We start from the raw sequence: 21,159 nt of genomic DNA, 5'->3' as shown, positions 1-21,159 counted from the left end.
TGTGATTTCGATTTTACCAGTTCCAAAGAACGATTGCCCATTCTTCGTATTGGTCTTTGAAGGTGTGTATGGTTTCAAAACCTACTTTTTCATGAGCTCTTAGTGATCGCTTATTATTGAGAGAAATCTCTGTAATTGCGAAATCATACTTTGGTTTGAAAAAATCTCGGTATGCTTGATAAGCTTCAGCAAAGAGTCCCATTCCACGGAAATCTTTACCTACACAGACTTGGCCCACAGCCATATAATTAAAATCTGAAACCTTCTTTCCAGCATAGGAAATGGAATCAAATTGCTCAAACATGGGTAAAAGCATAGGGATTTTGTCCCTGGATTGTTTGGTCATCGCTAAAATATATGCGGCAACTTTACCCTGAAAATCAGCAATGACATGTCCTTCATCTTTTTGGAGATTTGCAAGGTCTTCCAATGAATGTTTCACTCTAACAAAACCTTCTTTTTGGATGGTTTCCTGATCTAGATTTTCCAATAAGTTTTCTCGCTGAAGTTTTAGAATTCCTTCTAAATCAGAATTTGATGAAGACTGACGGATGATTGTTTTTTCCATGGACTAAAAAAGCCGGGCCCCAAAGAACCCGGCTTAGATTTATGGTTGGCGGTCAAATTATTTTGCGTTAAATACTGCGTTTAGAATGATGAATGTTCCCAATTCTCCACCTTCACCAGGACTGGTTAGGATATAGATTGGATGTTTTTCACCATCTGTTTCTCCAGTAATCGGAATTGTAGCAATATCATTGATAATTGGCATACCCGGAGCTTTGACAGTGTTTTTCTGAATAAATGTTCCAGAACCTAAAACTTTTCCTGTAGGGCTACCTTCTCTGATTTCAAATTCTACAGGGATTGACAATGGCTCTTGGGTCGCTACTACGAAAGTGATCGAACCAATTCCTGTCATGTCAATATTTGGCAAAGAGAAGGATCCAGGTTCGCTTGGAGCCATCAAAAGATCCATGCCATCGAATGCCATTGAGGTATAGCCTTCCAGATTGGAAGCTGATCCCATGCTTAAAGTATTTCCTCTCAAAACCAATGTGCTACTTCCAGACAAAGGTTTGATATTTTCACCGCCAGCATCGGTATAGCTTGCATTGATCATCAATGCTCCTGTTGGAGTTGGAGTTTTACCCATGGTTGGGTTAAGACTTCCTTTTGCTCCTAAACTTGGCTTTTGATCACCTTTCAATGAAAGTACATAAGCTACCAAGGCATTCAAATCGACATCTTTCAAATCAGGGTTAGCAGGCATGGCAGTTTCTCCCCATACTCCGCTACCTCCATTTTTGATCTTGTTTTTCAAATAATCAGCATCTCCAGCTCTATACTTTTTAGCTACTTCAGCGAATGGAGGTCCAATGGAAGCTTCATTCTCTTTATGACATGTTTTACAAGTCATAGATTGAGTCAAAGCTTTTCCTGTCATCGCCTCACTCATGATTTTGTGGCCCATGTCAGCCTCAGCTTGGTCCAGTCCTTCAATATAATCTGCTGCAACATACAAGTTTTGGGTATCTGTGCTTGCCTCAGGATGATCTTCGTCATTGACGATTACCTCATAGGCTACTTGCTTGCCTGGGAAGAAGAAAGATTGGTTTCCAATTACTTTGATAGACACTACTGGCGCAACGTTCCCTACATAGATAGGAAGTTTTGAGCTTATGCCTTCCAATCCAGAAGGGTCTGTAGCTTTCACAGTAACTTCGTAATCTCCTATTGCATCCAATGTAGTAGTCAGGGTAGGAGAGTCTGTAGTTTCAGTTTTTCCATTACCCAAATCCCATTGGTAAGAAATTGGATCATTTTCAGGATCGCTTGCTTTGGCAGTCAAGGTAACTTTCAATGGAGCTTTACCAGAAGAATGATCTACTGATAGGTCTGTTACAACAGGTGCTCTGTTGCCTCCATTGTAATCGATTCTTGAAAGAGCAGCATCTGGATTCTTAGAGAACCATCCATTTCCATACTCCAAAGTGTAGATTCTACCATCAGGTCCCAATTCCATATCAATCAATGAATTGAATTTGGTGTTAGGCATGAAAGGCTCCATTTTGGAGAAATCTCCATTTTCTTCCATGGTTACTACTTTAATCCAACCTCGAATCCAATCGTAAATGATCAGTTTTCCATCAAAGTAATCAGGGAACTTGGTATCTGCAGTAAACATGTCAGAGTAGTAAACTGGACCAGCCATTGCGTTTCTTCCTCCTGTTCCTACTTGAGGGAAATCAGGTGAAGCTGCATAAGGATACCAGATAAATGCCGATTGAGTAGGAGGCAACTGTTTAATCCCTGTATTGTGAGGGGAATTATTCATTGGACCCGCAGCATCAAATCTGGAACCAGGATCACCAGTGGCATAGTTGAATTCGCGGTAGGTATAATTGTCTCCAATAGCGTATGGCCATCCAAAGTTTCCTGCTTTTCTAGCTTGGTTTACTTCATCATATCCTCTTGGGCCTTTGATATCCAAGGAATCATTGTTTGCATCAGGACCAACTTCACCCCAATACAAGAAGCCTGTTTTTTGATCGACCGAGATTCTATAAGGGTTTCTATTTCCCTGAACATAGATTTCAGGACGAGTGCCTTCTGTTCCCTCAGGGTAAAGGTTTCCTTCTGGGATAGTGTAAGAACCATCATCTTGAACTTTGATTCTAAGGATTTTACCTCTCAAATCATTTGCGTTTCCAGAACTTCTTCTCGCATCCCATTGCTTTCTGCCTTCGGTTCCATCCAATGGAGCATAGCCGTTCAAGACATATTTTGCGTCATTTTGGTTGAAAGGAGTAGAGTTGTCTCCCAAAGAAAGGAATAAGTTTCCATCACCATCAAAGGCGATAGAACCTCCTGTATGGCAGCAGATATAGCGATCGGAATGAATGTCCATGATCACAACTTCTGAACTCATGTCCCAAACTCCATCTTTGAAAACGAATCTGGAAAGTCTGTTGATTTCCTCATCTCCTGAAGGAGAGTAGTAAACAAATACAAAATTGTTTTGAGCGTAATTCGGATCTTTTTGGATTCCCATCAAGCCTTCTTCAGCATTGACTCCCGGAACTCCACTTTGCCAATACACGTCCAGTTTGGCTACTTCAGTCAGCTCTTCAGTTTCATCATTGAAATACAGGATTTCACCTCTTCTCTGAGCTACCAAAATATCCAGATTTGGTAGAATAGTCATTTCGGTAGGTTCTGTGAATTCACCTTGCTTCAAAATGGTTTTTGTAAATCTGTTTTCCTCAGGAACTCGCTTGCTTTTAGCTGCTGTATAATTCAGCTTTTCATTGCCTCCGATTGCATACTCAATTGCTGCTAAAAGGTGCTTCAAGTAGTTTTCTTCTACAAAAGACTCTTTTGTATGACCTCCGCCGATATAGAATGCCCTTCCTCCATCAAAGTCATGGAACCAAGAAGTAGGGTGCTCTCCCATATCGTATCCACCTTGATAAGAAGCTTCATCTAACATCAAAAGTTTGGTGGTGTTTGGGTTGATGTTTTTATAGCTGTACCACTCGTCTGTTCTATCCCATGGATCGGGCAAAAAGTCCACGGCAGGATTGGAAACTCCAGATTTATGGACTGTTCCTGGCTGAACGTTAGGGTGTGGATCGTTGATGCCTGGATGATCTATGAAGTATCCTCCAACTAATTTTCCATACCAACCCCATTCATATTCTGTATCAGCTGCTGCGTGGATACCTACATAACCACCTCCAGATTGGATATATCTTTCGAAGTCAGCTTCTTGATATTGGTTTAAGACATCGCCAGTAGTGCTTAGCCAGATAACTGCAGCGTATTTTGCCAAATTATCTTCATTGATGTCCTCAGCATTGTCCGTTTTATCAACTTCAAAACCGTTTTCGGCTCCAAGTTTTTCGATAGCAACGATACCGTCTTGAATGGATTCATGCACGAATCCTGCTGTTTTATAAAAAATTAATACTTTGGGCTCTCCTTCTCTTTTGTTGCTACAGCCTGTAAAGCAGAGCAAACCAACTAGGAGCAAAACCACTAGGTTTGTTAGGTTCTTTGGGTATTTCATAAATGGTTAAGTTTGGGGAAAAGAGGTGATATTCAAATTTCCTGCACTAAGTAATTGAATTTCGCGGATTTTTCAGGACAAAAAAGAGCTAATTTTTCAAGGAGAAACATTAAAGAAAAAAAATAAACCTCCTTTTTTAAAAATTTCTAAAAAGGAGGCTCAATTCGTTAATAAAAACTGCTTTACAAGTGCTTATTAGATGATTTTCGGGGAACTAAAGTAGTCTCTAGTACAATAGAAATCGGGTCATCAGAAGCTTGTCCATCCAGTTGATCCAACAAGTGACTTACAGCCAATTTCCCCATCTCATATCCAGGTTGAGAAACTGTAGTCAGAGGAGGTTCTACTACTGCAGCGGTAGGATTGTCAGTGAAGCCAGCTAAGGCTATATCTTCTGGTACTTTCAATCCAACTGACTTCCAATAAGTCAATACATCCACAGCCACTGGGTCAATCATACAAAACACACCATCGGGCTTTGGATTCATTTCCGCAATTGCTTTTGCTACTTGAATATTTCCTGTTAAAGTCAAATCTGAAACTTTGATATATTCAGGGTTTTCATCGATCCCATATTCTTTTAATGCCTTCAGATAACCCTCTTTTCTTTTTTTGGAAATATAAAGATCCTCTGGTCCTGAGACATAAACAATGTTTTTGCAACCCATCTCCAACAAGTGGTGAGTCACCTGGTAGGCACCGCCAGCATCATTGAAAGTTACTTTCGAAACAGGGATGTCTTCCTGAACGCGGTCAAAAAGAACAAAAGGGATTTCTCTGCTGTATAGCTCGTATAGGTGCTCGTAATGATTGGTTTCCCGACTAAGAGAAATCAGTAAGGCATCAACTTGGGAAGAAACCAAAGTTTTGATATTGGCAATTTCTTGATCTATTGATTCATTGGATTGACAGATCATGACATTGTATCCTCTACGGTTTGCATGATCTTGAATCCCGCTTATACAAGAGGCAAAGAAGTGTGAAGTGATTTCTGGTACAATCACTCCAAGAGTTTTGGTTCTGCTGATTCGGAGACTCTGAGCCAATAAATTGGGCTGGTAATTCATCTCTTTAGCCATCTCGACGATTTTTCTCTTCGTCTCTGGATGCAATTCGGGTGAATCTTTCAAAGCACGAGAAATAGTGGAAACTGAGACTCCCAGTTTCTTGGCTATTTCCTTCATAGTAACCTGATGCCCTTTTTTCATGGTATAATAAGTTTCCTTAAATATCTATTCAATTAATGCCTAAAACGTTTGAAATCAAGGCGTTTTTGGAGTAAACCTATTCTTGGTAAACTGTAAATAAAACAGTTTCTCCTACAGCTTGCAAGGAACGTCTATCAATCAGTTCCATATTATCCATATGAGTATGGTGATACCTGCTAAATCCCAAATCAGGAGAAAACTCAATAATATCAATCATTGGGATCTGGCCATATTCATTTACAAAGGCGTGATCGTCTGTAATCTCAGGAGCATCTCTATTGATAAAGAATGCAGAATGTCCTACTTGAGCAGCATTATCCCAAACTTTTTTCAAGATACCAGAGGCATATTTTCTTGAGTATCCCTCTCTGAAAAAACGCGCTCCTTTTGCTCCAACCATATCCACCAAGATTCCATAATAAGCGGAATAATTAGGTGCATGTTTGTTTTTGGACCAATACTGGGATCCCAAGCACCACCAAATCTGAGAGTTGTTTCTCATCGAAGCATGGTCAGGTTCACCATCATCTTCTCCATCGAAAAGAATGATGTCAATCCCTACATCCGGTTTCAATTCTTGAGCGGAAACCGAACGAGCAATTTCCAACAAAACTCCTACTCCAGATCCACCATCGTTTGCTCCATCAATCGGTTGATCAATGTCTTGAGTATCCTTATCGGCAATTCTTCGGGTATCCCAGTGAGCTGCCAATAAGATTCTTTTGGTGGCTCCTGGATTATAGGAGGCGATAATATTACTCAAGTCCCAGGTCAAACCATCATAGGTCTTTGCTTGGAAATCCTGAGTTTGTACTCCCCATCCAAATCCCTCGAATTTGGAAATAAGCCAATCTTTGGTGGCTTGGTGTCCTGCGGTACCGGGTACTCGAGGTCCAAAACTCACCTGCTTTTCAACATAGGTATATGCCGAATCAGCGTTGAATTTAGGATAGGGTTTGACTACTACTTCTGGGACTGTGGATTCTGTTGTTTTTTCCCCAGAACAAGCCCAAGCAAAAATCAACAGGGCTAAAAGCCAGATTCTATTCTTCATATGCCCAGTCAATTTTTTCTTTCATGTCTTTTACTACAAAGCCCATTGATTTCAATCCTGCACGGATCTCGTCCACTTTGTCATAATCTCTTGCTGTTTTGGCTTCAGAGTAAAGTTTCAGTAGCAAGCTCAACATAGGTTCCTGCACTTCACTTTTCTCTTCCAAAAGACCCAAAATATCCACTACAAAGGTGATGAAGGTATCTTTTAGCTTATTGAATATCTCCTCTCCCAAAGATGAATACTTCAACTGTCCTGTGAAAATGGAATTGATTTTTTTCAACAAGTTGAAAAGGTGTCCAATCGCCTGTGCGGTGTTGAAATCATCATCCATAGCTCGGAATGCTGCAGCAATGCTTGATTCGATTTGCTGGATTTGCTTTTCATCCAAATCGGCTCCAGACTCTGGAGAAAACTCCAGAGAACGAGCTATTCTTAAGCCATTGATTAGCTTTTTATAACCTTTCTGAGCCGCTTGAAGTGCTTCATTGGAGAAGTCCAAAGTGGATCTGTAATGAGCCGTCAACATGAAATAACGGATAGTCATCGGGCTATATGCTTGTTCCAGAAGTTTGTGATCTCCTGTGAAAAGCTCCTGAAGCGTAATGAAATTACCCAGTGATTTCCCCATCTTTTGACCGTTGATGGTGATCATGTTGTTGTGCATCCAATAGCGGGCAGGATCTTGATGGTTGCATGCATTGCCCTGAGCAATCTCACATTCGTGATGCGGGAACATCAAGTCCATTCCTCCTCCGTGAATATCAAATTGAGTTCCCAAGTATTTTGAACTCATAGCTGTACACTCCAAATGCCATCCCGGGAAACCAATTCCCCAAGGAGAATCCCATTTCATCAAGTGTTCAGGAGCTGCATTTTTCCAAAGAGCAAAATCAACAGGATTTCTCTTTTCACCTTGGCCGTCCAAATCACGGCTTCCACTCATTAGCTCATCTAGGATTCTTCCAGAAAGCTTGCCGTATTTATAGCTTTCGTTGTATTTCAATACATCGAAATAAACAGAGCCGTTTACTTCATAGGCAAGTCCTTCTGCCAAAATAGCTTCCACCAAGGCGATTTGCTCAGGAATATGACCTGTTGCTCTAGGTTCGATGCTTGGCTTCCAGGTATTCAATGCCGCCATATCCCGATGGTAAGAATCGGTATACTGTTGGGCTACTTCCATAGGCTCCAACTGCTCTAATTTGGCTTTTTTGGCAATTTTATCCTCGCCTTCATCCGCATCACCTTGGAGGTGGCCGACATCTGTTATGTTTCGGACATAGCGAACCCGATAATCCAAATAGGATAGATATCTATTGACTGTGTCAAAAGTGACAGCCGGTCTGGCATGGCCCAAATGTGCATCTCCATAGACTGTAGGACCGCAGACATACATTCCTACGAAAGGAGGATTGATGGCTTGAAACTCTTCTTTTTCCCTTGAAAGGGTATTGTATATTTTCAGTTGATGCGACTTCATAAGTTGCAAAAATACGATTTACGAAATAGGAATTACGATTTTTTCAGGCTTAGGGTTGATAACCAATGGGCAAAATAGGGTATTTGTCGGGCTAAATGAAAACTAATATCCTGCCAACCATCATATTTGAATTAGATTTTGAAAAATGGGGGTTTACATTGTCAAATTAATCATCACACTATGAAATTGACTTTTCTATTATTTAAGAGTTTTAGCTTTTCAAATTTTCAAAAGATGACCAAGACTGCCTTTTTGACCTTATGTTTTTCAGCAGCCCTTTTGGCCTGTAGCCCAATTCAAGAAGAAAAGACACCTTTTGTTCAGCAGCAAGTAATTCCGGGTGAGTTGCCAGATCCCAGTATGATTGAAGTAGATGGTGTTTTTTATGCCACAGGCTCATCCAATGATTGGGGACCATTTTATCCGATTTATCAATCTAAGGATTTGAAGAATTGGGATTTTGTTGATTACGTATTCCGGGAAAAGCCCAATTGGACACTCAATAGTTTTTGGGCCCCTGAGCTTTTCTATAAGGATGGGAAGTTTTATTGCTATTACACCGCGCGAAGAACCGATGGAGTATCCTGTATAGGAGTCGCGAGCACTGATGATATCAGCAAAGGTTTTGAAGATCATGGGGTAATCATTGAGTGGGGAGAGGAAGCCATTGATGCCTTCGTCTATCAAGAAGGAGAAGATCTGTACATCACTTGGAAAGCCTATGGCTTGACAGAAGGAAAACCAATTCAGCTTTTGGGCTCCAAATTGAGCAAGGATGGACTTTCCCTGGAGGGAGAAGCTTTCGAAGTGGTAACTGCCGAGGCGGAATCCTGGGAAAGAGGTGGGATCGAAGGACAGACTATTTTGGAACATGATGGCTACTTGTATATGCTATATTCTGGAAATGCGTGTTGTGGGGCCAATTGTGACTATCAAGTAGGAGTAGCAAGAGCAAAAACCATGGAAGGACCTTGGGAAAAATATGACGGGAATCCAATCTTGGTTGGAAATGAAAATTGGAAATGTCCGGGGCATGGTACCGCACTTCAAAAAGGAGAAGACTGGTATTACCTGTATCATGCTTATCCCTCTACCGGTTTTCCGAATATTGGAAGAACTGTACTCCTAAGTCAAATCGAATGGGATAAGAATAAAGGCTGGCCTTATTTCAATGCTGAATCCGATAGGGGTTTGATCGTTCAGGATTTCAGAGATGATTTTGATGGAAATGAATTGAATCCAAAATGGAGATTTGATGTGGGGATTGAAAATGTGTCTTATGAGCTTTCTAAGAGAAAATTGGAACTCAAAGATGACAGCAATGGCCAATATCCAGCATTCTTGGGAATCAGTCCTGATGCGGCCAATGGTACATTTGAGACTATTGTGGAAATAGGAGGGGATGCCCTTAAAAGTCTGACTTTTTATGTGACTCGAGATAATAATCTGGGTATAGGAGCCCAAGGAGATTCCTTGATTATTTGGAAACAAAGTGGAGGGAACTGGGAAGAGTTGGAGAAAATCGAATTGGAACCTTCGGAAAAAGTCTATTTAAATGCCCAAATGAAAGAGGGGAAGGAGTTTGTTTTCTCATATAGTTTGGATGGAAACTCTTGGACGGACTTAGCTACAAATGTCATTGGAGACAATCTTGCTTGGTGGTCCTGGGGAATGAAGGCTGGAATTTCTGTGAAAGCAGATTCTGCTACTGATAATCAGATGGGTAGCTTTGAGGCTTTCCAAATTAAATATTGATATCGATATATAAGTACCTAACAAATATTGTTTATTTAAAAATTAGTTTAATAAAATATTGAAAATTAGATTTAAAAAGTCCAAATAATATTGGATTTGTTAAAAAGTAGAATCAATTTTGGTTTCTGTTTAATTATGTTCCATCAATTTTTGATGCAAGGGATTGAATTTTTTGGAGCCCTAATCAAAATCTAATTTTACTTTATCATGAATAAAATCTTTTTAAGATTTAGCCCCATTCTATTTTTGGGACTAATATTCTTTTCCTGTCAACCCGATGAAGAAAAGCCAATTGACTACCCTGTAGTTTCTGATTATTCTGGAGAAATTGTTTCTGACTGGGGAGAAATTATCCTCAAATTATCTAAAGAATGTCCCGGGTTTTCTCCTCCAGTTGTGGCTCGAGCTATGGGGTATATCGGTGTAGGTTTGTATGAGAGTATGGTGCCGGGAATGCCTGAATATCAATCTTTGCAAGGTCAGCTAGAGGTGTTTCCTTTAGGGACTATTCCAGCAATTGAATCCGATGTGCCCTACAATTGGGATCTGGTAGCCAATGCAACATTGGCCAAATTGGTAGTCCATGTGTTTCCAAATGCAAGTGCGGAGAATCTGGATTTGATTAATGAAATTAAGCAAAAATGGGATTCTAAATATGAATTGGAATCTCAAGATGTAATTGACAGATCAGTTGCTTTTGGGGAAGCTGTAGGAATTGCCATGTCAGACTTTTCTGACACAGATTCTTATCAAGATGCCTATTTGAATAATTTCCCAAGTAGCTATGTTCCGCCTACTACTCCGGGATCTTGGGTACCAACTCCTCCTGCTTACCAGCCAGCCCTTCAGCCCTATTGGAGAGAAGCGCGAGTTTGGATGAAAGTCAACTTAGAAGAGGTATTGCCTGCGCCACCACCTGCCTATTCTATATTACCTACTTCTCCATTTTATTTAGAGGCAATGGAGGTGTATGAAACCGTAGGGCACCTTACCACAGAAGAAAAGACAATTGCTGATTTTTGGAGTGATGATCCTCAGACTACTGCGACCCCTGGAGGTCATTCTTTGTCTATTGCATTAGAAATCCTCCGAATTGAAAATGGAGACTTAGGGCTTGGTGCTGTCACTTTGGCCAAGTTGGGGATGGCTGTCAATGATGCTTTTGTGTCTTGTTGGAATGCGAAATACATTTATAACTTAATTCGCCCAATTACATTTATACATACTAACATTGATCCTGATTGGGAAATACCTTTGAATACCCCACCTTTTCCAGAATACCCTTCTGGACACTCTGTTCAGTCGGGAGCGGCAGCAAAAGTGTTGACAGATCTATTCGGCGAAGAACATTCATTTACAGATAACATGCATTTGTCTCGAGGTGATATCGATGGAAGTCCACGAAACTTTGAGTCTTTTTATGATTTTGCTGATGAGGCTGCTATAAGTAGACTTTATGGAGGAATCCATTTTCGATCCGCTATTGAAGTTGGTGTTGATCAAGGGATTGAGGTTGGAGCAAATATTGGTGAAATACAATTCAAGAGGTAATTCTGAACAATACCAATCAAAAAGCCCTATTTCATCATTTTGAAATAGGGCTTTTTAATATCGATCTATAAAAGTTTATCTAACTACTTTTTGATAGTCAGTTACCAAATGTTTGATGAAGAACTCCATCATTCTGTCTCTGTTCAAAGCCGTGTGACCTCCATCTGGAGCCACTTGAACTTCGATGCTTTTTCCGGCATTTTGGAATGCTTTGATCAATTGAAGAGAATTGGATGGATGTACATTGTTATCTGCAGTTCCAAAGAAAATCAACAACTCGCCTTCCAATTGGTCAGCCATATTCATCAAACTGAATCTGTTGTAGCCTTTTAGGTTAGTTTCCAAAGTTCCCATGAATCGCTCTGTATAGATGTTGTCATAGTTTCTCCAGTCAGTTACAGAAGAGTTTGCTACAGCTGCATGGAAAAGCTCAGGGAATCTCAAAAGCATGGTTGCGGCTGTGGTTCCTCCGTAAGAAGTACCATAAACACCCACACGCTCTTTATCAAAGTAAGGACGATCATGAAGAGATTTGACACCTTCAGCAAAGTCATCCATCTCGACCAAGCCCAAATTGCCATACAATTGGTCCAATAGCTCTTTTCCTCTGCCTCTTACATTTCTTCCATCAATGTTCAATACCAAAAATCCATATTCAGTCAAAGGATCAGGATTGACGAAAGTCTCGCGGAATGCATTGGTAGCAGGGCCACCATAGTTGCTCAAGATAACCGGATACTTTTTGCTAGGATCAAAATCAGAAGGGAAGTGAATCAAGCCGTCAAGTTGAGTTACTCCATCTTTTGAGGTAAAAGTGAAATGTTCCACTTTTTTCAAACCTAGCTCTTCGAACTTACTCATGTCACTTTTCTCCAACTCAGCCACTTCTTTGCCTTTCGCATCGATCAAATTGGTGAAAGGAGCTACATCATGAGCTTGCGCAACATCTACGAAATACTTTCCATTTGGAGCAATAGAAACGCTGTGATTCAAGCTTGGATCTGTCAAACGGACATCTTTAGTTCCATCGAACTTCACTCGGTGAAGCTGCATTTTCATGTGGTTGTCACCACTTCTAGCCATGTAGTAAAGTGTCTCGTTTTTCTCATCTACCTTAACAATACCTGCAATTTCATAAGGATGGGAAGTGATAGTGCTTACCAAAGTCCCATCGTAGTTGTATAGGTAATAGTTTTTGAACCCACTTCGCTCTGAAGCCCAGATAAACTGAGTTCCATTGTCCAAAGGCTTCATCTCTGGAGAATTATCTACCCAACTTGGAAGCCATTCTTCACGGATTACAGTTCTGCTTTTTCCTGTCTCTGGATTGGCGGCACGAAGCTCCATGACATTCTGAAGTCTATTGGTACTGTGGAAAAGCAATTCTTTGCCGTCAGGAGTCCAAGAGATATCATAAATGTAAGTACCTAATTCACCGTCTTGGAACGGCTTTCCGTCTCTGGTGTCTAGCTTCGTAAGCTTTTTGGTGTCTAAATCATAGACCATCAAATCCACAGGAAGGTTTGGCTCACCCACTTTAGGATAGGCTTCGATTTCCAAAGAGTCGTACAGGCTCAATTGATCCAAAAGGACATAGTATTTCTTGACATCTTTCTCCTCGAATCGATAGAAAGCGATCTTTTTGCTGTCTGGAGACCACCACATAGCGGTGTTTTGTCTCAATTCCTCTCCATAAACCCAGGTTGCAATTCCGTATTTTACCTGATTGGTCTCGTTTCCATCTGTCGTCAAAGGAACTACTCCTGAACCATCAGCATTGCTGAGGTACATGTTTCTGTCCTTTGTGAATGCTTTTAAAGCTCCGTCTGGAGAAACAGAAGAATCATATTGACGGCCTCTGGCTGGACCGGTTCTTCTTCTAGGTTCTGGTTTTGGGGCATCTCCGATTTCAGTCGCTTTTTTGGACTTGACATCGTATTTGAAGAGTTTCCCGTCTTGGGAATATTCAAAAGAGCTACCATCTTCACTCCATTTTGCTGAGATTGCTCCGGATTTTACAGCGGTATAAATTTGAGGTGCTACTTTTTGATATTGCTCATAGCCAGGCATAGTTTTTAGTTTGTCCTGAGCTTGAGTAACAGAAACTGTAGCAGCCAATGCGGCTGCTAGGAAGAACATATTCTTCATTTTCTATTTGGGTTAAATTTATTCAGCTGCGATGATAAGGGTTTTTAATTTGAATTGCTGGCCTAAATACATGGGAGGCAGGAAAAATCTTGAATTATTGATTTTGCTCATAAATTCAAACCTTTTTAACCGGACGTGAAGCACAAAAAAAGACCTCCGGAAATTAAATCCCGGAGGTCTTGAATCTTGATTCCAAGATCTTATATCTAGAATTAATGTTTGAAGTGTCTTACACCTGTCATTACCATTGCCATTCCATTGGCATCACAATAATCAATGCTCAGTTGGTCTTTGATAGATCCACCTGGTTGAACCACAGCGGTGATTCCAGCTTCATGAGCGATCTCTACGCAGTCAGGGAAAGGGAAGAAAGCATCAGAAGCCATCACTGCACCTTTCAAATCAAATCCGAATTCTGCAGCCTTGATGATTGCTTGACGCAAAGCATCTACTCTGGAAGTTTGTCCAACTCCAGAAGCAAAAAGCTGAGAGTCGTTGCTCAATACGATGGTGTTTGATTTGGTGTGTTTACATACTTTGGCAGCAAAAACCAACGCATCTATTTCGCTTGCAGTAGGAGCTACTTTGGTAACTACTTTGAAGTCTTCTTTGGACTCAGTAGCCAAATCTTTATCCTGCTCGATCACACCATTCAAAAGGGTTTTGATCATTTTGGTACCTGGCAAAGCCATTTTCTGACGAAGCAAGATTCTGTTTTTCTTACCAGTCAAAATTTCCAAAGCTTCCTCAGTAAATTCCGGAGCGATCAAAACCTCAAAGAACAAGCTGTGCATTTCCTCAGCAGCAGCTTTGTCTAGAGTTTTATTGGTGATCAATACACCTCCGAAAGCGGAAGTAGTATCAGCAGCAAATGCTTTTTGGTAAGCTTCTTTTACAGTGTCAGCAGTTGCGCATCCGCAAGCATTGGTATGCTTCAAGATCGCAAAAGCAGTTTGCTCAGGGAATTCAGCGATCAAATTGACAGCTGCGTCAACGTCAACCAAGTTGTTGTAAGAAAGTTCTTTTCCATTCAACTGATCAAACAGATCTTCCAAGTCACCATAGAAATGAGCAGCTTGATGAGGGTTTTCTCCGTAACGAAGAGCCTTTGCTTTGCTTTCAGAGACTTTCAAAGCTGGGATGCTTTCAGTTTGGTTGAAGTAGTTGAAGATATGCGTATCGTAGTTGGAAGAAACCTGGAATGCCTGAGCAGCAAAGTATCTTCTGTCTTCGATGGTAGTTCCTCCATCTTGCTCTGAAAGTTTTGCTTCCAATTCTCCATACTGCGCTTTTGAAGCGATGATGGTTACATCTTTGAAGTTTTTGGCAGCAGCTCTGATCAAAGAGATTCCGCCGATATCGATTTTCTCGATAATGTCAGCCTCAGAAGCTCCAGAAGCAACTGTTTCCTCGAATGGATACAAATCAACGATGACCAAGTCGATTGCAGGGATATCGAATTCTGTTGCTTGAGCCAAATCACTTTCGTTGTCTCTTCTGTGAAGAATTCCACCAAAAATCTTTGGGTGAAGGGTTTTAACTCGTCCGCCGAAGATAGATGGGTAGCTAGTCAACTCCTCAACAGGAATAACTTCAGCTCCTTGCTCCTCGATAAACTTCTGAGTACCACCGGTAGAATAGATTTTTACGCCATGCTTTTTCAACAAAGCGATGATAGGTTCAAGATTGTCTTTGTAGAAGACTGAGATCAGTGCAGATTCGATTTTTTTAACTGCCATTACGAAATGGATTTGTATGATTTCTAATGAGTTTGCAAAGGTAGGAAAAAAGGTCGAAAAGGCTTGATCTTGAGGGGAAGAGAATTCATCCTGGATTTAGATTAATAATCTCCTCCAGCTCTACTTTTTCCCACAGAAAGAATCCAATCGGCAAGTTCCTTTTTCATTTTGGCGGCTATCTCAGGGTGTTGGTCAATGATGTTGTTACTTTCTGACGGGTCCGAATCGAAATCATATAACTCAAAGGTTTCTCCTAAATCTTGAGTAATCAATTTGTATCGATCATCTACCCATGATTGTTGCTTGCTGATCAAAAAGCCAATAGGCTGGTTTCTTTCTGAAATATTAGTGGAAATGGCATTTTTCAGGCTTTTCCCATCCAAGGCTCTATCAGGTATCTCCAAACTCAAAATATCCAATACAGTTGAGAAATAATCGCTAGTAACTGCTGGGAATTCAGTTGTTCTGCCTCCTTCAATTTCTTTTTCCCAAACCATAAAAGCCGGCACCCGAACCCCTCCTTCGTACAAACTCCTTTTTTTACCTCTAAATTCTCCGGCAGATCCTGGTGTATTCAGTTCAGGACCGTTGTCGCTGCAAAACCAAATCATGGTATTCTCCTGGATTCCCATTTCCTCTAATTGATCCCAAAGTCTTCCTATTTCCTCATCCATTGCTGTTATAGCGCCGTAGTAGAGCTGCTTTTCAAAATCAAGATCAGAATACAAGTTTCTATGATTTTCATCAGCTACGACCGGTAGGTGAGGAGTGTGAGGCCAGATGGTTGTGAAAAAAGGCTTGTCTTTATTGACCGACTTCGTAATGAAATCCAAAGCTCGATCAAGAATTACTCTCGTGTTTTCTCCTTCTAAATTGGCTGTAGCTTTTTCTCCTTCCTTTTCCCAATAAGCCGTTCCATAGGAAGTTGATTCGCGCGAGGTTTCAATGGCTTTCCAACCGAATCTTAAGCTTTCCCCTTCTTCAAATTCTTTAGGCTGAATCATAGGGTCATAGGTTGGTATTTTGGATTCGGTCGCGAAATATTCCTGGTAGCCATGCATGGAAGGAATGCTGTAATCCTGCGAAAACTCTGGTCTTCCGCCTCGATTAGCGTCTAATTCTGTTTTGGTGAAAGTTCCCAGATGCCACTTACCAAAATGCCCTGTGGAATATCCCGCAGCCAACAGGATTTCAGCAAGCGTGTTTTCCTGAATCTTCATATGTCCGGAGTTTGCTTGAGGGATATCAATTCGAATCGGGTTTCGGCCTGTAAGGACACTCGCGCGGGTAGGAGAGCAAACGGCAGAGGCAGAATAAAAGCGATTAAAAGTAATTCCTTTGCTGGCCAGCATATCCAAATTAGGTGTATGTACTTCTTGGTTTCCGTTGAAACCTACATCTCCCCAACCGAGGTCATCCACCATGATCAAAATGATATTGGGTCGATTTTCTTGGCTAAATGAATTGAAGCTAAAAAGACAAAAAAGGATTAGTAAGAATGAGTGTCGAATCATTCTTTAAAACTAAGGGTTGAGGTTCAATAAAAAAATCCAAGTATTATTCGCCTTCCACAAGCTCGGCGATAACCCTAGGGAAATGAGCATGTTCTAATTTGTGGATCTTTTGAGCGATATCCTCAGGGCTATCATCAATCCCCACAGCTGTGGTTGCCTGGAATACAATCCTGCCTTCATCGTAATTCTCGTTGACGAGGTGAATGGTGATCCCGGTTTCTTTTTCACCGGCAGTTTTCACAGCTTCATGGACGTTCATTCCATACATTCCTTTTCCTCCGTACTTTGGAAGTAAGGCCGGATGGATATTGACCATTCGGTCCGGGAATGCTCTGGTCAATTCTACAGGGATTTTTAATAGGAATCCAGCCAAAATAACCCAGTCAATTTTTTCCTCCTTCAGTTTGGCTTGCAAAATCCCCGCATCCATTTCTTTTCTGGAAAAAGTAAAAGTAGGTACGTCAAACTTTTTTGCTCTTTCCAAAACAAATGCGTCAACCTTGTTAGAAGCAACAAGAGCGATTTCCACGGTTTTGGAACCTTGAAAGTATTCCATGATTTTTTCGGCGTTAGAGCCGCTACCAGATGCAAGGATTGCCAGACGTTTCAAACTATTGGGATTTTAATAAGCTGCAAAAATAGGAAAGACTTAGCTTTTCAAACAAATACTCATGAAATCTTAAAGTTATGGGATTAATATACAGGGAACTCCTTTCGAAGTCCTTTCATGGCATCGATCATTTCCCATTGAGGTCTAAAAAACTGGCTTTGGATTCTGCCAGAGACAGTTCCATTTTCGATGTAATCTAAAGCTGCTCCGAATCTTAAATCCCTCTGATCTCCCCAAGGGAATTGAGGACTATCTCCAACAGCATAATTGGCCGGGAATCCATCAAAATATTCTGCTTTCCCTTCAGAATTCGCCAAGGCAAAGGTGATTGGAACGAGCTCCACATCATTTCTTTTCAAGACATCATTGTAAGAGGAAAGAGGGAAGGAGCCAACCGGCTTGCCATAGGTATTGTCTCCAATCAGCACAATTTCAAAATAGGGGTCAAGGCAGTTTATTACTAATTCAGACGCTGAAGCTGTTCCTCGGCTGGTAATAAATATGATTCTGGTAAGATTTAGATTCCCCAACTTGGAGAAGTTCTCAGAATCATTAAAGCTACTTTTTAGAGAATTGAGCTTGTTGGTGTACATCAACTTTCCAGTATTGCCAGATTGGATCAGGTAATTGTTGATTTGTTCGGCAACAGCAACTGAACCGCCTCCATTATATCTCAAATCAATGATGAGTTCTTCGATATTTTCACTTTCGAAATAACCCATAGTGTCCTCGACTTCCTGACTTTTGGTTGGAGAAAGGCCTGCTGTGGCTTTGAAACTTTGGTAAACCCAATAACCTACTTTTTCACCAGCCACTTCAAAAGCATTCTTGTAAAGGACCGAATTGGATTGATATTCAGCTTTGGTATTAGCACGGGTTATTGTGCTTCCATCTGGAAGTTTGAAAGTAAAAGTATTGGTAATGCCCGGGTCAGAACCGCCTAATTGAAAATCATAACCTCCGGATGAGGTTTTGTAGTCGGCAATTGCCTTTCCATTGATCTCGAGGATTTCCCATCCTCTTTCCCAACCATCTTTTCCCGCAGGAGACTCACTGAAGACAAAAGTCAAATAAAGTCTCTCTTCAGAATTAAAGGCAAATCCGAAACCATGGCCTGCGTTTTTTCCTACAAATGCATTCTGAAAAGCCTGCAAAGTCGTGAGATAAGAAAATCGGTCTAGTGGTTTGAATTTGATTGCTTCCAGAAACTCCTCATTGGAAGAAACTGAAGCAAAATCAGGAATTGCTGGGAGTTCCTCGTTCCAATAATACCATTCCTCCATTGACTCATAAATAGCCTCTTTTACCTCATCAGATTGAGGATTAGGAGTGATTGGATCTTCTTCAGTGGGGTTACAAGCCCAAAATCCAATCAAAAGAAATAAGAATGAGAATGACTTGTATTTCATGACATTGGACTTTGGGATGATATACGAGAAATGCCGGGAATTAGATTGCGATATCGTAAACTTTCACAGTGCTCCACATAGAGGAATATTTATCAATAAACTCCAAGTGAAGTGGCTCTTTTTGATATGCTAATTGGTCTTCCAAGCTGTCGAAAAAGATAGTACAGGATACTTGCCACGAATGATCCACCACATCTCTTTTTTCGGTGTCTGCTGGAGTTCCCGCAATAAATTTGGCTACGGTAGGGCATTTTCCAAGCATTGGAACTGCTTCGGTCAAGAATTCATTTGTGTTTGCATTGTCATGTAGCCAGAAATAAACCTGGTGAATCATTTTTTGATTAGCCATTTCGTTTGCGATTGTGTTTATAGGTAAAGTGGCGGCAGCACTGACTACCCCCAGAGTTTTGATAAAATTTCGTCTTGAGTTCATTGGTGATGAAAGCTTAGAATCTTAAATATAAAGAATAATCAAGTTGCATTGGAAAAGAAATTTTGATGGGAAAAAGAATGGGCTCTACCGTTTAAGCAAAAAAAAATCCCTCAAGTTTTCCTTGAGGGATTTTAAGTATTGAATATCGATAAGAATTACGAATCTTTCTTCGCCATTCTGTTTCTTTCGTTTTCGTCCAAATAGATTTTTCTCATTCGGATGCTTTTTGGAGTGATTTCCAAGTATTCGTCTTTCTGGATGTATTCCATGGATTCTTCCAATGAGAATCTCTTAGGAGGAGCGATTCTTACGTTGTCATCAGAACCAGAAGCACGCATGTTGGTCAATTTCTTACCTTTCTGAACATTGACTACGATGTCATTGTCTCTGGAGTGCTCTCCGATTACCTGTCCAGTGTACAAATCGTCACCTGGCTCGATAAAGAATACTCCACGATCCTGCAATTTGTCAATTGCATAAGCAGTACACTGTCCTGCTTCCATAGAGATTAAAGATCCGTTGATTCTACCTGGGATAGGGCCTTTGAAAGGCTGGTAAGAAGAGAAACGGTGGTTCATGATTGCTTCCCCTTGGGTAGCTGTCAATACGTTATTTCTCAAACCGATCAAACCTCTGGAAGGGATCTGGAATTCTAGGTGTTGCAAATCGCCTTTAGGCTCCATGATCAACAACTCACCTTTTCTCTGAGTAGCCAATTCGATTACTTTACCAGCAGTCTCTTCAGGTACGTCTACTACCAATGTTTCTATAGGCTCACAGTTCACTCCGTCGATTTCTTTGAAAATCACCTGAGGCTGTCCTACCTGAAGTTCATAACCTTCACGACGCATCGTTTCGATCAAAACTGACAAGTGAAGAATACCACGACCATAAACCAAGAATCTATCTTCAGAATCGGTAGGCTCAACTTTTAATGCCAAGTTTTTCTCCATCTCCTTCATCAAACGATCTCTCAAGTGACGGGAAGTCACAAATTTTCCTTCTTTACCGAAGAAAGGAGAGTTGTTGATAGTGAAGAGCATGTTCATCGTAGGCTCATCGATAGCGATACGAGGAAGTGGCTCTGGATTGTCTACGTCAGCGACAGTATCACCGATTTCGAAGTCGTCCAAACCTGTGATAGCACAGATATCTCCAGCTTCTACAGTTTGAACTTTATTTTTTCCAAGACCTTCAAAAGTATGAAGTTCTTTTACTCTCATTTTTTTGATGGTTCCATCTGCCTTGCAAAGTGCGATTTGCTGGTTTTCAGAGATGGTTCCTCTTTTCACTCTACCGATGGCGATACGTCCTACGAAGTTGGAGTAGTCCAAAGAAGTGATTTGCATCTGAAGAGTTCCTTCGTCAATTTTTGGCTCAGGAATATATTCCAAGATTGCATCCAACAATGGAAGGATAGAATCAGTTGGGTTTTGCCAATCAGGTCCCATCCAGTTTTGCTTAGCAGATCCGTAAAGCGTATGGAATTCCAATTGCTCTTCTGTAGCGTCCAAGTTGAACATCAATTCGAATACCGCCTCGTGAACCTCGTCAGGTCTACAGTTTTCTTTATCCACTTTATTGACAACAACGATAGGTGTCAAACCTAGGGAAAGAGCTTTACCCAAAACGAAACGAGTTTGAGGCATTGGGCCTTCAAACGCATCCACTAGCAAGATTACACCATCAGCCATTTTCAATACACGTTCCACTTCTCCACCGAAGTCGGCGTGACCTGGAGTATCGATAATGTTGATTTTAGTGTCTTTATAGCGAACGGAAACGTTCTTGGAAAGGATGGTGATACCACGCTCACGTTCCAAATCATTGTTATCCAGAATCAAATCATCGAATTGTTGATTCTCTCTGAAGATTTTGGATGCATGGATGATTTTATCCACAAGGGTAGTTTTCCCGTGGTCAACGTGTGCGATAATCGCAATATTTCTGATTTTCTGCATGATCTGCCTATTTCAAGGCGCAAAGGTAGGGAAAAATTGTGGGATGAAGGTTATCCCTCGGTGAAGATAAATGAGAAAGAAGATGAAAGGATCAAGACTTAAGGCATTAGACTAAAGTCAATAGATCCGAGAGCCTAGATTCAAGAAGCTAGAATCAAGAGCCAAGAAACCAGAGCCAAGAGCCAAGAGTCTAGATTCGAGAAGCTAAAATAAAGACAACAG

General features: G+C 40.9%; 14 protein-coding genes. 2 read left to right on the top strand and 12 right to left on the bottom strand.

The window, feature by feature from the left end; translation table 11 throughout:
* Positions 1-13 precede the first annotated feature (13 nt).
* The 5 genes from BUF13_RS13125 to cysS form a co-directional block, all read right to left on the bottom strand.
* Positions 14-568: a GNAT family N-acetyltransferase gene (locus tag BUF13_RS13125; RefSeq protein ID WP_073572247.1), complete on the bottom strand. Its 555-nt coding sequence runs from the start codon at positions 566-568 to the stop codon at positions 14-16.
* A gap of 57 nt (positions 569-625) precedes the next feature.
* Positions 626-4,072 carry a ThuA domain-containing protein gene (locus tag BUF13_RS13120; RefSeq protein WP_073572246.1) on the bottom strand — a complete coding sequence of 1,149 codons (3,447 nt, stop codon included), beginning with the start codon at positions 4,070-4,072 and terminating at the stop codon, positions 626-628.
* A gap of 182 nt (positions 4,073-4,254) precedes the next feature.
* Positions 4,255-5,280: a LacI family DNA-binding transcriptional regulator gene (locus tag BUF13_RS13115; protein WP_073572245.1), complete on the bottom strand. Its 1,026-nt coding sequence runs from the start codon at positions 5,278-5,280 to the stop codon at positions 4,255-4,257.
* Positions 5,281-5,356: 76 nt separating this feature from the next.
* The gene (locus BUF13_RS13110; protein ID WP_073572244.1) at positions 5,357-6,334 is read right to left on the bottom strand and encodes a M28 family peptidase; all 978 of its coding nucleotides are present in this window, start codon (positions 6,332-6,334) and stop codon (positions 5,357-5,359) included.
* Entirely contained in the window at positions 6,324-7,817 is a 1,494-nt protein-coding gene (gene cysS / locus BUF13_RS13105; protein ID WP_073572243.1) for a cysteine--tRNA ligase, read from the bottom strand. Before cysS ends, BUF13_RS13110 begins: the two co-directional genes overlap by 11 nt.
* A 234-nt stretch (positions 7,818-8,051) precedes the next feature.
* On the opposite strand from cysS, the gene BUF13_RS13100 reads away from it, so the two are divergent.
* Both BUF13_RS13100 and BUF13_RS13095 read left to right on the top strand, forming a co-directional pair.
* Positions 8,052-9,572, top strand: a complete 1,521-nt coding sequence (locus tag BUF13_RS13100) for a glycoside hydrolase family 43 protein (protein ID WP_166669832.1) — start codon at positions 8,052-8,054, stop codon at positions 9,570-9,572.
* Positions 9,573-9,779: 207 nt separating this feature from the next.
* The gene (locus tag BUF13_RS13095; protein ID WP_083586452.1) at positions 9,780-11,123 is read left to right on the top strand and encodes a vanadium-dependent haloperoxidase; all 1,344 of its coding nucleotides are present in this window, start codon (positions 9,780-9,782) and stop codon (positions 11,121-11,123) included.
* A 75-nt stretch (positions 11,124-11,198) separates the two neighbouring features.
* On the opposite strand, the gene BUF13_RS13090 is transcribed toward BUF13_RS13095, so the two are convergent.
* From BUF13_RS13090 to typA, 7 genes are all read right to left on the bottom strand, one after another.
* Complete coding sequence (locus BUF13_RS13090) at positions 11,199-13,271, bottom strand: S9 family peptidase (RefSeq protein ID WP_073572241.1); 2,073 nt, start codon at positions 13,269-13,271, stop codon at positions 11,199-11,201.
* A 212-nt stretch (positions 13,272-13,483) separates the two neighbouring features.
* Positions 13,484-15,010 (bottom strand): bifunctional phosphoribosylaminoimidazolecarboxamide formyltransferase/IMP cyclohydrolase, encoded by a 1,527-nt coding sequence (purH, locus tag BUF13_RS13085; protein ID WP_073572240.1) that lies wholly within the window; start codon positions 15,008-15,010, stop codon positions 13,484-13,486.
* Positions 15,011-15,111: 101 nt separating this feature from the next.
* Complete coding sequence (locus BUF13_RS13080) at positions 15,112-16,524, bottom strand: sulfatase family protein (protein WP_073572239.1); 1,413 nt, start codon at positions 16,522-16,524, stop codon at positions 15,112-15,114.
* A 43-nt stretch (positions 16,525-16,567) separates the two neighbouring features.
* Complete coding sequence (purN, locus tag BUF13_RS13075) at positions 16,568-17,134, bottom strand: phosphoribosylglycinamide formyltransferase (protein WP_073572238.1); 567 nt, start codon at positions 17,132-17,134, stop codon at positions 16,568-16,570.
* A gap of 83 nt (positions 17,135-17,217) precedes the next feature.
* Positions 17,218-18,543 carry a S41 family peptidase gene (locus tag BUF13_RS13070; protein WP_073572237.1) on the bottom strand — a complete coding sequence of 442 codons (1,326 nt, stop codon included), beginning with the start codon at positions 18,541-18,543 and terminating at the stop codon, positions 17,218-17,220.
* 40 nt (positions 18,544-18,583) lie between these two features.
* Positions 18,584-18,976 carry a Dabb family protein gene (locus BUF13_RS13065; protein ID WP_073572236.1) on the bottom strand — a complete coding sequence of 131 codons (393 nt, stop codon included), beginning with the start codon at positions 18,974-18,976 and terminating at the stop codon, positions 18,584-18,586.
* A 155-nt stretch (positions 18,977-19,131) separates the two neighbouring features.
* The gene (gene typA / locus BUF13_RS13060) at positions 19,132-20,937 is read right to left on the bottom strand and encodes a translational GTPase TypA (RefSeq protein ID WP_073572235.1); all 1,806 of its coding nucleotides are present in this window, start codon (positions 20,935-20,937) and stop codon (positions 19,132-19,134) included.
* Positions 20,938-21,159 lie beyond the last annotated feature (222 nt).

It is taken from the genome of Algoriphagus zhangzhouensis (assembly GCF_900148515.1).
GTDB lineage: Bacteria > Bacteroidota > Bacteroidia > Cytophagales > Cyclobacteriaceae > Algoriphagus > Algoriphagus zhangzhouensis.
The sequence above is the reverse complement of the archived record's forward strand: the minus strand, read 5'-3'. Positions and strand labels throughout refer to the sequence as shown.

What these genes read in the sequence shown, in the direction of transcription:
- BUF13_RS13125 (WP_073572247.1), bottom strand. Translation starts at nt 568, where the DNA reads ATGGAAAAAACAATCATCCGTCAGTCTTCATCAAATTCTGATTTAGAA.
- BUF13_RS13115 (WP_073572245.1), bottom strand. Translation starts at nt 5,280, where the DNA reads ATGAAAAAAGGGCATCAGGTTACTATGAAGGAAATAGCCAAGAAACTG.
- BUF13_RS13090 (WP_073572241.1), bottom strand. Translation starts at nt 13,271, where the DNA reads ATGAAGAATATGTTCTTCCTAGCAGCCGCATTGGCTGCTACAGTTTCT.
- purH (WP_073572240.1), bottom strand. Translation starts at nt 15,010, where the DNA reads ATGGCAGTTAAAAAAATCGAATCTGCACTGATCTCAGTCTTCTACAAA.
- BUF13_RS13120 (WP_073572246.1), bottom strand. Translation starts at nt 4,072, where the DNA reads ATGAAATACCCAAAGAACCTAACAAACCTAGTGGTTTTGCTCCTAGTT.
- typA (WP_073572235.1), bottom strand. Translation starts at nt 20,937, where the DNA reads ATGCAGAAAATCAGAAATATTGCGATTATCGCACACGTTGACCACGGG.
- cysS (WP_073572243.1), bottom strand. Translation starts at nt 7,817, where the DNA reads ATGAAGTCGCATCAACTGAAAATATACAATACCCTTTCAAGGGAAAAA.
- BUF13_RS13095 (WP_083586452.1), top strand. Translation starts at nt 9,780, where the DNA reads ATGAATAAAATCTTTTTAAGATTTAGCCCCATTCTATTTTTGGGACTA.
- BUF13_RS13110 (WP_073572244.1), bottom strand. Translation starts at nt 6,334, where the DNA reads ATGAAGAATAGAATCTGGCTTTTAGCCCTGTTGATTTTTGCTTGGGCT.
- BUF13_RS13080 (WP_073572239.1), bottom strand. Translation starts at nt 16,524, where the DNA reads ATGATTCGACACTCATTCTTACTAATCCTTTTTTGTCTTTTTAGCTTC.
- BUF13_RS13100 (WP_166669832.1), top strand. Translation starts at nt 8,052, where the DNA reads ATGACCAAGACTGCCTTTTTGACCTTATGTTTTTCAGCAGCCCTTTTG.
- BUF13_RS13065 (WP_073572236.1), bottom strand. Translation starts at nt 18,976, where the DNA reads ATGAACTCAAGACGAAATTTTATCAAAACTCTGGGGGTAGTCAGTGCT.
- BUF13_RS13070 (WP_073572237.1), bottom strand. Translation starts at nt 18,543, where the DNA reads ATGAAATACAAGTCATTCTCATTCTTATTTCTTTTGATTGGATTTTGG.